General features: G+C 67.4%; 8 protein-coding genes and 1 pseudogene. 8 read left to right on the top strand and 1 reads right to left on the bottom strand.

The window, feature by feature from the left end; all coding sequences use genetic code 11:
• Window positions 1-257 precede the first annotated feature (257 nt).
• The 8 genes and pseudogenes from LL972_RS19040 to LL972_RS19005 all read left to right on the top strand — a co-directional run bounded on the left by LL972_RS19040 (window position 258) and on the right by LL972_RS19005 (window position 13,144).
• Window positions 258-1,568, top strand: coding sequence for an MFS transporter (locus LL972_RS19040; protein ID WP_228328919.1), 1,311 nt, complete (start codon window positions 258-260; stop codon window positions 1,566-1,568).
• Between the two features lie 25 nt (window positions 1,569-1,593).
• A complete protein-coding gene (locus LL972_RS19035; RefSeq protein ID WP_228328918.1) occupies window positions 1,594-2,763 on the top strand; it encodes a glycerate kinase in 1,170 nt (389 codons plus the stop codon).
• Between the two features lie 350 nt (window positions 2,764-3,113).
• The gene (locus tag LL972_RS19030; RefSeq protein ID WP_228328917.1) at window positions 3,114-4,292 is read left to right on the top strand and encodes a sugar diacid recognition domain-containing protein; all 1,179 of its coding nucleotides are present in this window, start codon (window positions 3,114-3,116) and stop codon (window positions 4,290-4,292) included.
• A gap of 144 nt (window positions 4,293-4,436) precedes the next feature.
• Window positions 4,437-6,188, top strand: a complete 1,752-nt coding sequence (locus LL972_RS19025; protein ID WP_228328916.1) for a sensor domain-containing diguanylate cyclase — start codon at window positions 4,437-4,439, stop codon at window positions 6,186-6,188.
• Window positions 6,189-6,322: 134 nt separating this feature from the next.
• On the top strand, window positions 6,323-6,715 hold the full coding sequence (locus LL972_RS19020) for a DUF2628 domain-containing protein (protein ID WP_104536578.1): 393 nt from the start codon (window positions 6,323-6,325) through the stop codon (window positions 6,713-6,715).
• 454 nt (window positions 6,716-7,169) lie between these two features.
• Window positions 7,170-8,492 (top strand): annotated as a pseudogene (locus LL972_RS19015) (TonB-dependent receptor domain-containing protein); the annotation flags it as partial.
• Window positions 8,493-8,792: 300 nt separating this feature from the next.
• Window positions 8,793-10,307, top strand: a complete 1,515-nt coding sequence (gene xopAH, locus LL972_RS19010) for a XopAH/AvrB family type III secretion system effector (RefSeq protein ID WP_228328914.1) — start codon at window positions 8,793-8,795, stop codon at window positions 10,305-10,307.
• A gap of 359 nt (window positions 10,308-10,666) precedes the next feature.
• Complete coding sequence (locus LL972_RS19005; protein ID WP_228328913.1) at window positions 10,667-13,144, top strand: GH92 family glycosyl hydrolase; 2,478 nt, start codon at window positions 10,667-10,669, stop codon at window positions 13,142-13,144.
• A 204-nt stretch (window positions 13,145-13,348) separates the two neighbouring features.
• Here LL972_RS19005 and LL972_RS19000 read toward each other — a convergent pair whose 3' ends face one another.
• Window positions 13,349-14,764, bottom strand: a complete 1,416-nt coding sequence (locus tag LL972_RS19000; protein WP_228328912.1) for an amino acid permease — start codon at window positions 14,762-14,764, stop codon at window positions 13,349-13,351.
• Window positions 14,765-14,860 lie beyond the last annotated feature (96 nt).

Raw genomic sequence — 14,860 nt, 5'->3', positions numbered from 1 at the left:
CGCCCGCCGAGTTCCGTGATCAACATCAACCGCAGACCTCTAGTTTTGGCTGGCATTGAATTAGGGGGAGTCGACACGGGGGGCTGTCTCAGGGAAGTTGGGCATTCGCACGAAAACCAGCGCCCATCTGCCCATAGACAAGCAGCAGGCTGACGATGCTTCCGGGAAAAAGCACCAACTAGAATGCGCCGACCCCCGTGTGGTGTCGGTGCCAACGCACTGCGCACCGGTGGGCTTACCCACTGCTGGAGCGTGCGATGACCCAAGCCACCCGGCCACTGCCGCCCCCCGATGGCATGGCCCCGACCTATCGCAGGATCCTGTGGCGGCTGATCCCGTTCCTGTTCGTCTGCTACCTGTTCAACTACCTGGACCGGGTCAACGTGGGCTTCGCCAAATTGCAGATGCTCGGCGATCTGGGCATGAGCGAGACCGTGTACGGGCTGGGTGCGGGCATCTTCTTCATCGGCTACCTGGCCTGCGGGGTGCCGAGCAATCTGATCCTGCAGCGCATCGGTGCGCGCCGCTGGGTGGCGATCATGATGGTCAGCTGGGGCCTGCTGTCGACCTGCCTGATGTTCGTGCGCACGCCGGCCGGCTTCTACACCCTGCGCCTGCTCACCGGTGCGGCCGAGGCCGGCTTCTTCCCCGGCATCGTGCTGTACCTGACGCGCTGGTTCCCGCGCGCCCAGCATGGCCGGGTCATGACCGTCTTCATGTCGGCCATCCCGATCTCCGGCGTGCTGGGCGGGCCGTTGTCGGGCTGGATCCTCAGCCACTTTTCGGCCGGGCAGGGCGGTCTGGCCGGCTGGCAATGGATGTTCCTGCTGCAGGGCCTGCCCACGGTGCTGCTGGGTATCGGGGTGTGGTTCCTGCTCAGCGACGGCGTGCAGCAGGCGACCTGGCTGGATGCACAGGAGAAGCAGGCACTGACCCGCGCGCTGGCCGCAGACGAAGCCGGCAAGCCGGCCGGCGCCTCCAGCTCGCTGGGCGCGGTGCTGCGCAACCCGGCGGTGTGGATGCTGGGCACGGTGTACTTCTGCATCCAGAGCGGGGTGTATGCAATTAACTTCTGGTTGCCTTCGATCATCCAGGGCAGCGGCGTCACCGACCCGACCCGGATCGGCCTGATGAGCGCCATCCCGTACCTGGCCGCGGCGGTGTTCATGCTGCTGATGGGGCGCTCGGCCGACCGCCGCCGCGAGCGCCGCTGGCACCTGGTGATCCCGTTGCTGATGGGAGCGGCCGGGCTGTGCATCGCCGCCAGCGTCACCGACAACCTGATTCTGGCCCTGTTCGGCATGACCCTGGCCACGATGGGCGCGGTCAGCGGCTTGCCACTGTTCTGGCCGCTGACCAACGGCTTTCTCACCGCCGCCGCGGCGGCCGGCGGGCTGGCGCTGATCAACTCCACCGGCCAGGTTGCCGGCTTCGTTAGCCCGTACCTGGTGGGCTGGATCAAGGACGCCACCCACAGCACCGAGCTGGCGCTGTACGTGCTGGCCGGGGCCATGCTGCTGGGCGCGGCGCTGGTGCTGCGGGTGCCGGCAGGCGCGGTGAACCGGTGATGCGTCCATCCAAGCGAGTGTGCCCATGAAGATCGTCATCGCCCCCGATTCCTACAAGGAAAGCCTGTCCGCGCTGGAGGTGGCCACCCAGATCGAGGCCGGCTTCCGTGAGGTATTCCCCGACTGGCAATACCGCAAGGTGCCGGTCGCCGATGGCGGCGAAGGCACGGTCGATGCGCTAGTGGCGGCCACCGGCGGGCGGGTGATCGACTGCACGGTCAGCGGCCCGCTCGGCACCCCGGTGCAGGCGTTCTTCGGCCTGACCGGCGACGGCGGCACCGCGGTGATCGAAATGGCCGCCGCCAGCGGCCTGGCGCTGGTGCCGCCGGCCGAGCGCGCGCCGCTGCGCACCAGCACCGCGGGCGTGGGCGAGTTGATCCTGGCCGCGCTGGATGCCGGCGCGCGGCGCTTCATCATCGGCATCGGCGGCAGCGCCACCAACGATGGCGGCGCCGGCATGGCGCAGGCGCTGGGCGTGCGGCTGCTGGATGCGCGCGGCGAGGCGATCGGCCCCGGCGGCGGCGCGCTGGCGACGCTGGCGCGGATCGACACCCAGAACCTGGACCTGCGGCTGCAGGACTGCCAGTTCGAAGTGGCCTGCGATGTGGACAACCCGCTGATCGGCCCGACCGGCGCTTCGGCGGTGTTTGGCCCGCAGAAGGGTGCCACCCCCAGCATGGTGCGCCAGCTCGACAGCAACCTGCAGCACTACGCCGATGTACTGCAACGCGACCTGGGTGTGCGTCTGCACGACCTGCCCGGCGGCGGTGCGGCCGGCGGCCTGGGCGCGGCGCTGGTGGCGTACCTGGGCGCGCAGTTGCGGCCCGGCGTGGACATCGTGGCGCAGGCGCTGGGGCTGGATGCGCTGGTCGCCCAGGCCGACCTGGTCATCACCGGCGAAGGCCGTCTGGACAGTCAGAGCCTGCACGGCAAGACCCCGGTGGGCGTGGCGCGGGTGGCGCAGCGGCACGGCAAGCCGGTGATCGCCATCGCCGGTTGCCTGGGCAACGGCGCCGCGCTGCTGCATGGCCATGGCATCGATGCGATGTTTGCGGTGGTGCATCGCGCCTGCACGGTGGAGCAGGCGCTGGCTGAAGCCGCCAGCAACGTGCGCATCGCCGCACGCAACGTGGCGGCGACATTGCAGGTGGGCAGGGCGTTGGCGCCGGTGCCTGCAGCCGGAGACGGCCGCTGACGGCAGCGCACGGATGCCTCACGCAGGCACTGCGCGTGCCACCCGTCCCACTGCAGCACATCGGCGCGCAGGACCTGCCTGGCGCCTGCAGGGTGAGGGCGCGCCGCGGCGCGTTGCCGGCGTGACTGCCGCCGATTCCGGGAAGTCGGCTGCTCACTCACGAAGGGCGCGCCGCGCGCCGCATCTTTGCCTGACGCTTCCGGATCGAACCGTGTGCGGCAGGCTGTCAGCAACGGCGGTCGAAGCACCCGCCGCAGCAGCAGCCTGCACAGTCACACACGTATCGAACATGTACGCGCCGACCATGGCACCGTGATCTCCCTCGTTCGCGTCCACAGACCACTACGCCCATGCTCACGCTCGACCGCACCCTGGCGCAGTCCATCGTCGACCGCGCGATGACCATCATCGACGGCAACGTCAATGTGATGGACCACACCGGCGTCATCATCGCCAGCGGCGAGCCGGCGCGCATCGGCCAGCTGCACGAAGGCGCGCTGCTGGTGCTGTCCAGGCAGGGCCGGGTGGAGATCGATGCGGCGCTGGCCCGGCAACTGGATGCGGTACGCCCGGGCGTCAACCTGCCGCTGATCGCCGATGGCCGCATCGTCGGCTGCGTCGGGCTCACCGGCGAGTCGCAGCGGATCGGGCAACAGGCCGAACTGGTGCGCATGGCGGCCGAAGCGATGCTGGAACAGGCCGGCCTGCTGCGCCTGCTGGCCCGCGATGCGCGCCTGCGCGAGGAAGTCACGCTGGGCCTGATCCGCGCCGACGGACCGACCCCGGCACTGGCCGGCTGGGCCGAACGGCTCGGCATCGCGCTGGACCTGCCGCGCGTGGCGGCCGTGATCGAAGTGGAAAGCGACACCCTCGACCTGGACGCCATGCTGGTGGAACTGCAGCGCCTGCACACGCTGCTGTCAACGCCCGAGCGCGGCAACCTGATCGCCGCCACCGCGCTCAACGAACTGGTGGTGCTCAAGCCCGCGCTGGACCGCCGCGGCCACTGGGACGTGGGCGAACAACGCCGTCGCGCCCACACCTTGCTCGAGCGCATGCGTGCCAGCAGCCCGCTGCGCATCCGCCTCGCGCTGGGGCAGTACTTCCCGCAGCCCAACGGGCTGGCGCTGTCGCATCAGATCGCCCGCACCACCATGCGCATCGGCAAGGCGCGCGCGCCGCAGGCCGATGCGTTCTTCTACGATGACCATCGCCTGCCGGTGCTGGTGGACGACCTGCGTCAGGCCTGGCAGGCCGACGAATTGCGCAAGCCGCTGCAGGCACTGCTGGCACAGGACCGGCGCGGCGACCTGTTGAAGACCTTGTCGGTCTGGTTCGGCGCCGGCATGCGCATGGCGCCCACCGCCAAGGCACTGGCCATCCACCGCAATACGCTGGATTACCGCATGCAGCGCATCGCAGGACTCTGCGGCGTGGACCTGGGCAACACCGACGACTGCGTGCGCCTGTACCTGGCCCTGCAGATGGACGACACCAGCGCCTCCAGCGGCGCCGACCCCGCCGCCTAGGCCGCCGATACGCCGGTGCCGCCGGGCGGGCCGCAGCGCCGGCGCACACCGCATCCTGTGTCGCGGCGCACGAAACCAGCGTCAGGCAGGTATGCCCGGTCCGCTAGACTGAGCGGATTGTCAGGGGAATAAGCGAGCATTCCGTTGAGCCACTGCGACACCGTCGCGTCATCCACTTCCCGCGAAACCGATCGGCTGTCGCGTCTGGCGCTGTTGCAGATCGTCGATACCGATGCCGAGCCGTTCTTCGATGCGTTGGCGGCCGCCGCGCAGGCGATTGCCGGCACGCCGATCGCGCTGGTGTCGTTGGTGGACGAACATCGTCAATGGTGGAAGGCCAATATCGGCCTGCCCGGCGCCAGTGAAACCCCACGCGAGCTCGCGTTCTGCACCCACGCCATCGAGGACGATGCGGTGATGGAAGTACGCAATGCGCCGGCCGATCCGCGCTTTTGCGACAACACGCTGGTCACCGATGCGCCGGGGATCCGTTACTACGCCGGCGCGCCGATCGTGTTGTCCGACGGTTTGCGCATGGGCACGGTGTGCGTGATCGACCAGCGCCCGCGCGCGCTGGAGCCGGCGCAACTGGCCGCCTTGCAGCAGCTGGCCAGGGTTGCCGCCGAAGGGCTGGAGCAGCGCCGGCTGATGCTGGAGCGCGAAGCTGCCAACGCACAGCTGCAGCAACGCCTGCGCGAGAGCGAAGCGTTTCTGGAACGCACCGGCCGGGTCGCCGGTGTCGGCGGCTGGGAGGTGGATGTGGCCAGCGGCGTGCTGACCTGGTCGGACCAGACCTGCCGGCTGCACGATCTGCCGCCCGGCTACCGGCCGACCCTGGCCGAGGGGATCGGCTTCTATCCGCTGGATGCGCGTGCGGTGATCACCGAGGCGGTGGACAGCTGCGTGCGCGACGGCACGCCCTGGGACCTGGAACTGCCGCTGGTCAGCGCCACCGGCCGGCGGCTGTGGGTGCACAGCACCGGTTCGATGGAGCATGTGGATGGGCGCATCCGCCTGATCGGCGCGATCCAGGACGTCACCGACCGCCATCGCGCGGTGGATGCGCTGGCGGCCAGCGAGCGCAAGTTCCGCAACATGTTCCAGTACAGCCTGGGCCTGATCTGCACCCACGAGATGGATGGCCGGCTGATCAGCATCAATCCGGCCGCGGCGCGCTCGCTGGGCCGCAGCGTGGACGACATGGAAGGCCGCTCGCTGCTGGAATTCATCCGCCCCGAGCGGCACGCCGCCTTCCAGGGCTACCTGTCGCGGATGGTGCTCGACGGCCAGGACGCCGGCGTGATCGAGCTGGTCGCCAGCGATGGCAGCCTGCGCCATTGGCAGTACCGCAACGTGCTGGACGTGGAGTCCGACGCCACCGTCGTACTGGCGCACGCCCAGGACATCACCAACCAGCACCAGCAGGAGAAGCAGCTGCTGGAATGGTCGTTCACCGACCCACTTACCAACTGCTACAACCGCCGCTTCCTGGACGAACTGGACAAGCGCGACCCCAGCGTGCGCTGGGGCTGCATCGTGGTTGATCTGGACAAGTTCAAACTGGTCAACGACACCCACGGCCACCAGCGCGGCGATGAAGTGCTGGTGCAGATGGCCTGGTTCCTCAACCAGCCGCTGCGCACCCAGGACCGTCTGGTCCGCCTGGGCGGCGACGAGTTCCTGGTGCTGCTGCATCAACCCACCCAGTCGCAGCTGGCGGCACTGGCGCGCGATTACGTGGCCGCCACCGACGACGCGCCGATCCAGTTCACCCTGGGCACCGCCCTGCGCAACGACGGCGAGGCGCTGGCGGCAGTGGTCGACCGCGCCGACCGCTCGCTGTACGCGCTGCGCCGGGCGCGCCGCGGCACCGGCCTCAGCGACCAGCGCGAGTAACGCGCGCTGGTCCCGCAAGCGGCCACTGCCGAAGCTGATCGGCGGCTGACCCTCTGCTCCGACCGGCGCCCAGGAATGTGCCGATGAATACGCAATCGCCTATCATGTAACCGTTTTCAACTACATGGTTTGGAATGGACACCTTCGATCGCACCCAGCTCAGTCCCAAGTGGCAGTTCCGTTTCGATTTCTTCGACCGTCACGGTGGCCCCAAGGACCCCAGTTACAAGAACGCACTGAAGACCCTGAGCTTTGGCGAGAAGGTCAAGGTCGGCATGAACTTCTATGCCTTCTTCTTCGGCGTCATCTATTTCTTCATCATCGGCCTGTGGCGCAAGGCGTTGAGCCTGATCGGCATCAGCATCGTGGTGAGCATCGTGGCCTCGTTCCTGCCGGCCGCATTTCAGAATGTGCTGTGGCTGCCGCTGTCGTTGTTGACCGGCATGATCGCCAACTACGCCTACTACCTGGACAAGGCGAAGGGCAGCACCAGCTGGAACCCGTTCGAAGGCATGCGCTGGATCTGAAGCAACTGCGTCACCGGCGCGTCGGCCCCTCCCGCCGCCACGCCAGCGTCGCCAGGCCCGGTCACTGACCGGGCTTTTTTTTATGGGCCATCAAGCCCCGTGGACCAAGCCCTTCTCCCCCCGGGGCGATAAGGCACAGCTTGCGCGCCACTGGCGCGCGTGCCTGGGAGCGCCCGCGCTGCCAGCGCGGGCCGGGGCGCGGAGCGGGGTTGGGGTGAGGGTCCGGCCCCCGATACGCGACACGCCCAAGCGCACCTCTCTCAACCGGCCGCGCGCAACGCAGCCAAATCGCCCCTCAAGCCAGCTCATCCGTCAGCACAACTGACACGCTTCAAAACTGCAGCACCCGGCCACGCGCAACAGCCTGATTCAAAACGCCTAAAACACCCAAAAACTGCTAGAGCCCGCACACTTTGCTGCGCCGCGGTGTGCAGCCGTGGGTCGAGAATGCTTACTGTGCGGGTTGAGCGCCGACTACGGCCAATGGCTGCTGCGCAGCGGCAGCAAGGACCTGTCCGGCTATCTGTACGGCACCTGGGACTTCGGCAACGGCGTGCAGGCCTGGACCAACCTGGCGGTGTTCGATTCCGAAGCGCAATGGGGGACCTCGCCGCCCTACGTGCAGCTACCGGCCGGGCTGGAGTTTCCGGCCTTCTACGACACCACCAGCGGCCAGCAGCTGATCGGCGTGCGCCAGTTCACCGCCAATGAGGTCGGCAGCCAGGCCGGGCTGCGCAACCGCAACCGCGAGCGTTCCTGGGATATCAGTGCCGGCTTGCGCGGCACCCTGGCCGACGGCCGCTTCGACTGGGAGGCCTCGCTGGGCCGCTTGTACTACCGGGTGCAGGAGCGCATTTCCACGGTGAACTGGCAGCGCGCCAACGCCTATGTCCTGGGCCCGCAGCAGGGCACGGTGGACGGCCTGCCGGCCTATGCACTGGACCGCGTGCGCTGGTGGACGCCGCTGACGCCGGGGCAGTACGCACAGATCGGCGCGCACTCGGTCAACCGCGCCGCGTCCTGGGTCAACCAGGGCGCGCTGAGCCTGAGTGGCCGCCTGTTCGAGGGCTGGGCCGGGCCGATCGAGTTCGCCGCCGTGGTCGAAGCCGCGCAGCAGGGCTACCGGCTCAACCCGGACCCGCGCGCCAACCTCGATTACGAGGTGCAGAACGTGGACCGCGGCGGCGGCGAGCGCACCCGTTACTCCGGCGGGCTGGAGTTCAGCGTGCCGCTGACCACCACGCTCACCGCTACCCTGGCCGGCCGCTACGACCGCTATGGCGACTACGAGGCGTTCAACGATGACGCCAACCTGCTGGACATTGGCACGCAGAAGGAATCCACCTGGAGCGCCGGCCTGCAATGGCGCCCGATCGACAGCCTGCTGTTGCACGGCGACCGTGTCGGTGCGATGCCCGGCGTGCGCTCGCACTGGGGCCTGGACCGGCTCGATAAGCCCGGCGGCTGCGTGCCGTTTGCCGATGGCGGGGTGCCGGACGACCGTGCCAACTGCACCGACACCGATCCGGCCAGCCCCACCTTCGGCCAGAGCACCCGCAAGTACTTCGGCCGCATCGGCCTGGCAATCACCTGGAACGTCAATCTCGGCTACCGCATCACCCCGGCGATGAAGCTCAACCTCTACGTCAACAACGTCTTCAACAGCACCGGCTACAACCACAAGGATCCGTACAAGCTCGATTACGAGTTCTACAACAGCCGCCTGTTCAGCCCGGTCGGCCGCGAGATCGCGGCAGAATACGTATTCGATTTCTGAGCCGACCATCGCCCGCCGCATGTCGTCAGAATGCAGCTGGACACCTCGGATCGGAATGGACACCTTCGGCCGTCATCGTCACAGCCGCGAGAGCAGTTCCGCTTTGAGCAGCGCAGTTGCGCGCAAACGCATCCCCGTGCTTCGGGTCCGGGGGACAGCGCCGGAACGGCTGCACTTCTGGTTAGGACACGCGGAACGCTTCGCTTGATGCGCATCACTTTCCCAGCCCTCGGTTGAATGCCAGTGGTTGTGCGCTATGTTCAGGACGACAGCTACCGTCGTCCTGCACTACCGGGTCTTATGAAGATCAACAAAGCGCCATCGCACAGCGGCATTGCCTCGTGCGATACACCGCAGTCACCGGCACGCGGAGATGCGCCGCCGGCGCGGACGACCGCCGGCGCAGCCGGCCCCCTGAGCGGCCTCAAGCGGAAGGTGAGAAAGGCGCTTCCCGGCATGCTTTGTTCCGGCGCGAAAGAAACCACGAACGGTTCCGAAGCTGAGAGTCATCAGGCAATGACAATGCAGCCGGCAAATGCGGCCTTGGCAGGTATCGAAACGGCACTGTCCAGACCGGGCGAAACAGTCACCGTGGATTTGCAACGCCACCGTCCCTCACAGGCGCCGACCCCAGAGCAACGGATCAGTTCGGATGTACAGGTGCGTCTGCTCTACGCCGAAGAGCAAGGCGCACGCAGGCTGCACATCGAGAGCAGTCTCTTCCATGAGCCGGCAACTCAATCCGTCACCACGCACGGATCCAAACCGTTGCTAAAGGCGGCGGCATCGGCGGCGCTGGCGCCTGGTATGCAGGGGCTGGACCACATGTTCACCTCCGTATCGCCACCCGACCGTCACGCACTGCCAGGCCCTCCCGCGGAGAGCAAACTTTCGCCCACACAGATTGCGTTGACCGGCGTGGCACGCTGGCCGCACCCACGCTTCAACCAAGACTCGACACCAGAAAATCAACAGTATGGCCGCCGCTTTCATTCCACCGCCCGGGATGGCGGCGCGCGCATTGCAAGCGGGCAGATCCAGACCTTCCGGCAACTGTGGGATTTCGCCGGCGCAGCGCGTCATAGCTGGGCCACCCAGCAAACAGCGCAGCCAGGTGGTGCCGGCAAGCCACACCAAGGGAATGCTCAGCCATTTGCGGCGGGTTACCCACGGCAGATAAACGTCAGCACACCTCTCACGGAGCACTATGCGTATCTGATACCACGAGTGCGCCAGCTTCCGCTGGTTCGGCAAGCCAATGGCCTTGTTGCCGACGCAGGGCAACCGACGCCCGACGGGTTCATGGCACATGATGTCTTCGAAATGGCGGGCGAATTGAATGGGGAGAAGGTTCCGCTCACCCAGCTACGGCTGGCAGTGAATCCAGACCACTTTCACCATCCGCTTGCGCAGCAGGGGCGCGCAGGACACGAGGGAGTGGTTGAAACCTCTGCTTTCCCATTTTGCATCCGGCACACCCCTTTCGAACTGGTACAGCTGATCATGAACCATGTCGAAAACTTGTTCGCCGACCTGGTTGCGCCAGGCCACGATCCCGCCGAGCTGATGCCGGCGCTTGGCAACCTGCATTGGTGGATGGCTCATGCGATGCCTGACCTGCGAGGAAGCGCTGCAAAGACCGAATTGGCCATCCGTGCCTTGGCAAACGCGCATGGGGTCGAGCTACCCCCATTCGCGCGTGGGAATGTGCCAGACCTGGAAGCCTTCGTCACCGATCGAGAAAGCTTCAGTGCGCGCTACGCAGATCTGTTCGAACGGCCGGATCACGAAACCGCTGCATCCACGCGCGACTGACGCGCCGCCAGGGGCCGGTCGGAGTGGGAGTCGGTCGAAGAGAAGGGGGCATCATGTCGGCTGCCCTTGCGCACATCGTACAGCGCCGCCTGGGCGGCTGCTCAGGCTGATTGGCTTAATTCGAGGGCAATCAGGACGTGGCAATCCTCCGCTGCGTTGCCATCGGCGTGTGTCCTGTACGGAGTGAGTGCGGCGTAGGGCGCTGCGTCCAGACAAGGTAATTGCTGCGCCTGACGCCATCCGGGGTTGAGGCATGAGTCGGTTTTCGCGCACGCTCGTCCTGCGCCGGTCGCCGCGAGGCGACCGGTACGCGCGATCTCACCTGCGGCTGCGGCCGCTCTCCCCCCGAGGTGTCCTGCATGCTCTTTGCCGTTGCGTCGTATCGCTCTTCGTTGCGTCTTCCATCAACGCCGCTGTGGCGCCGCGCCGCCGCCGGCCTGTGCCTGCTCGGCATGGCGGTGTCCGCGCCGCTGGCCGCGCAGGACCCGGCGCAGGTCAACACCTTCATCGGCAGCAAGGACGACGGCAACACCTTCCCCGGTGCCTCGGCCCCGTTCGGCCTGGTCCAGGTCAGCCCGATCGGCGCGCACTACGCCGGCTGGCGCTATGACGATCCCAGCATCCGCGGCTTCGGCCATTCGTTTCTGTCCGGCGCCGGTTGCTGGGAGCAGGGCGGGCAGGTCTCGGTGCTGCCGGTCACCGGCCGCATCGGCCCCGGTGGCGACTTCGATACGGGCGACGCCAAGGCCTTCGACCAGACCCGCTATGCCGCCCGCTACACGCATGATGGCGAGATTGGCCAGGCCGGCTACTACAAGGTGCGCCTGACCGACTACGGCGGCATCGACGCCGAAGCCACCGCGCTCACCCGCGCCGCCGCCGAGCGCTACACCTTCGCTCCTGGCGCCGACACCGGCCATGTGCTGGTCAACCTGGGCCAGGCCAACGACCGCCATGTGGTGATCGGCAGCCAGGTGCAAGTGGTCGGCGACCGCGTGGTCGAAGGCAAACTGACCACGCAAAGCTTCTGCGGCGGCCACGAATACACCACCTGGTTCCGGCTGGAATTCGACCGCCCGTTTACCGCCCACGGGGTCTGGGGCGAAGACGGCGGCGTGCCCGATGCGCGCCACAGCATGGGCGGCGAACTCAAGCCCAACGGCGCCTGGCTCAGCTTCCCGCTAGGCAAGGGCAAGAACGCACGCGCGGTGACCGTGGTCAGCGCCATCTCGCACGTGGACGCCGAAGGTGCACGCAACAACCTGCGCGCCGACGGCATGCAGGGCGGCAAGCTGCTGGGCCTGGAGCAGATGCGCCAACGCGCGCAACAGGCCTGGCGCAAGCAACTGGCCAGCCTGCAGCTGGATGGCGCCAGCGCCGACGACCGCACCGTGGCCTACACCGCGCTGTATCACGCCCTGCTGCAGCCGCTGACCGGCAGCGATGCCGATGGCCGTTATCGTGGTTATGACGATGCGATCCACCGCGCCGACGGCTGGACCTACTACGAATATTTCTCGCTGTGGGACACCTACCGCTCGCAGAACCAGCTGCTGGCCCTGCTGCAACCGGGGCGTGCGCGCGATATCGGCCGCTCGCTGCTGGCCATCCATCAGCAAGGCGGCTGGTTACCGCGCTGGGGCTACGCCAATTACGACACCAACATCATGACCGGCGACCCGGTCACCCCGTTCCTGGTCGACCTGTGGCGCTTCGGCGCGCTGCAGGGCAACGAGGCCGAGGCGTATGCAGCGCTGCGCCAGAACGCCTTCGAACAACCGCCGACCAACTCGCGCCACTCCGGCCGCTCCGGCAATGCCAGTTACCTGGCCAACGGCTTCGTGCAGTACGACCGCGCTTTCCCGTCCAAGGGCATGGACGTGGACCCGCACCACGGCGGCTCGGCCACGCTGGAATACGCGCTGGCCGACTGCGCGCTGGCGCAGATGGCGCAAGCGCTCGGCCACCCCGATGACAGCGCGCTGCTACGCAAACGCGGCGGCAACTGGCACAACGTCTGGGACGCCAGCGTGCGCGATGCCGACACCGGCTTCAGCGGGTTTCCGCGTCCCCGGCTGGAAGACGGCAGCTGGTACGCACCCTCGGACGATCACTACAGCCCACGCTCGCAGCATGGCTTCCACGAGGGCACCGCCTGGCAATACCAGTGGCTGTTGCAGCAGGACATCCCCGGCATGCTGCAGGCCATGCACGGCAGCGAGCAGGCCGGCAAACGCCTGGATGCCTTCTTCGCCTACGACGACCTGCTCAACGACCCGCTCAACGCCGCGCGCACGCACTGGGTGGTCGGCCCGTACAGCTACTACAACCAGTACCGCTACAACCCCAACAACGAACCGGACCTGCACGCCCCGTGGATGTACACCTTGATCGGCCAGCCGTGGAAGACTGCCACCGTGGTGCGCGCCGCGCAGCAGCTGTTCACCAACGCGCCCAATGGCGTCACCGGCAACGACGACCTCGGCACGATGTCGGCCTGGTACCTGTTCAGTGCGCTGGGCCTGTATCCGGCGGTGCCGGGCAGCGGGCAGTTCCTGCTGCATGCCCCGCGCTTCAAGCGGGTCACGCTGGCGCTGGGCAACGGCAAGCGCCTGCGTATCGACGCCCCCGGCGCCGACGGCCGCGCGCTGCAGTATGTGGACAGCGTGCGTCTCAACGGTAAACCACAGCGGCAGGTATTCCTGGACTGGGCCCAGCTGCAGCAGGGCGGCACGCTGTCGTTTGCACTGACCAGGCAGGCGCCGACCCAGGGCTGGGGTACGCAACCGAACGCACTCCCAACCTCGTTCTGCGCCACGCCTGCGGCGGCACCGTGATTCAAGCGCCGGCATCGCCAGCGCGGGCCGGCGCGCAGCCTGAAAGCCCGAAAGCCCCTCTCCCGGTGGGAGAAGGGCACAGCTCGCCTGTGTTGATTCGTTCTTGAAGGTGAGTGGCGACGCGTTCGTCATCGTGGCCACCTATCCGCCCTGCGGGCACCTTCTCCCGCTGGGAGAAGGACACACTTACGATGGGAGAAGGAACTACCCCACCTTCCCCAACCGGCTATTCCGCCGGCCATAGGCCACATACACCACCACACCCAGGGCGTTCCAGACCAGGAACCAGCCCTGCGTCGTGCTTGGCAGACTCCAGAACAGATACAGGCAGCCCAGGATCGCCACCGGTCCCACCACCCAGGCCAGCGGCGTCCGGAAGGAGCGCGCACGCGTGGGCTCGCGCACGCGCAGCACCAGCAGGCACGCCGCCACCGCAGTGAACGCCGCCAGGGTCCCGGCATTGGCCAATGCGGCAATTTCATCCAGGCGCGCCACACCTGCCAACGCCGCCACCAGCACTGCCGTGAACAGGGTGATCGCCACCGGCGTGCCGGTGCGCGCGTTGACCTTGGACAAGCCGCGCGGCAACAGGCCATCGCGCGACATCACGAAGAAGATGCGGCTCTGCCCATACAGGAACGCCAGCAACACCGTCGGCAGCGCGATGATCGCCACCGCGCCGATCACCAGCGCCGCCTTGCCATGGCCAAGTTCGCGCATAATCAGCGCCAACGGCTCCGGGCTCTTGCCGAACACGGTGAAGCTCATCGCACCCACCGCCGACAACGCCACCAGCACATAGATCAGCGTGCAGCCGATCATCGAACCGACGATGCCGATGGACAGATCGCGGCCCGGATTCTTGGTCTCTTCGGCCGCGGTGGAGATCGCATCGAAGCCATAGAACGCGAAGAAGATGATCGCCGCCGCCGCCATCACCCCGCGCTCCACCCCATCCGGGCCTTCCGCCTTGGGGAAGCCATACGGCATGAACGGCTGCAGGTTGGCGCTATCGAACGCCGGCAACGCAATCGCCACGAACACGCCCAGCGCCACGATCTTCAGCACCACCAGCACCGCGTTGAGCGTGGCGCTTTCCTTGGTGCCGGCCATCAGCATGCCGGCGACCAGGAAGGTGATCACCACCGCCGGCAGGTTGACGATGCCGCCGGCATGCGGCCCGGCCACCAGGGCATGCGGCAGGTTGACCCCCAACCACTGCAGGAAGCCGACGAAATAGCCCGACCAGCCCACCGCCACGGTGCTCACCACCAGCGAGTATTCCAGCACCAGGCTCCAGCCCACCACCCAGGCGATGCTCTCGCCAAGCGCGGTGTAGCTGTAGGTGTAGGCGCTGCCGGCAGCCGGCATCATCGTGGCCATCTCCGCATACGCCAGCGCCGCACAGGCGCACACGATGCCGGCCGCCACGAACGACAGCAGCACCGCCGGGCCGGCCTTGTCCGCGCCCACGCCGATCAAGGTGTAGATGCCGGTGCCGACGATCGCGCCGATGCCCAGCGCGACCAGATGCGGCCAACTCAGGCTGCGGACCAGCTGCCGGCCGGCCTCGTGCACGGTGACCTGATCGATGGGTTTGCGCCTGAGCCAAGACGACATGCGGACCTCGCGGGAACAAAAGAAGGCGCGAGTGTCGCTTAACGCGCGGCAGCAAAGCTATCGGTCCAAGGTCATGCGTCGGCGCCAGCGTGGCCG

This window comes from Xanthomonas campestris pv. asclepiadis, from assembly GCF_020784175.1.
GTDB lineage: Bacteria > Pseudomonadota > Gammaproteobacteria > Xanthomonadales > Xanthomonadaceae > Xanthomonas > Xanthomonas campestris_D.
This window is presented reverse-complemented; position numbering and strand designations above follow the sequence as displayed.

Excerpts from the sequence above, each read along its gene's own strand:
- LL972_RS19030 (WP_228328917.1), top strand. The coding sequence starts at position 3,114 with ATGCTCACGCTCGACCGCACCCTGGCGCAGTCCATCGTCGACCGCGCG.
- LL972_RS19035 (WP_228328918.1), top strand. The coding sequence starts at position 1,594 with ATGAAGATCGTCATCGCCCCCGATTCCTACAAGGAAAGCCTGTCCGCG.
- LL972_RS19040 (WP_228328919.1), top strand. The coding sequence starts at position 258 with ATGACCCAAGCCACCCGGCCACTGCCGCCCCCCGATGGCATGGCCCCG.
- LL972_RS19000 (WP_228328912.1), bottom strand. The coding sequence starts at position 14,764 with ATGTCGTCTTGGCTCAGGCGCAAACCCATCGATCAGGTCACCGTGCAC.
- xopAH (WP_228328914.1), top strand. The coding sequence starts at position 8,793 with ATGAAGATCAACAAAGCGCCATCGCACAGCGGCATTGCCTCGTGCGAT.
- LL972_RS19005 (WP_228328913.1), top strand. The coding sequence starts at position 10,667 with ATGCTCTTTGCCGTTGCGTCGTATCGCTCTTCGTTGCGTCTTCCATCA.
- LL972_RS19020 (WP_104536578.1), top strand. The coding sequence starts at position 6,323 with ATGGACACCTTCGATCGCACCCAGCTCAGTCCCAAGTGGCAGTTCCGT.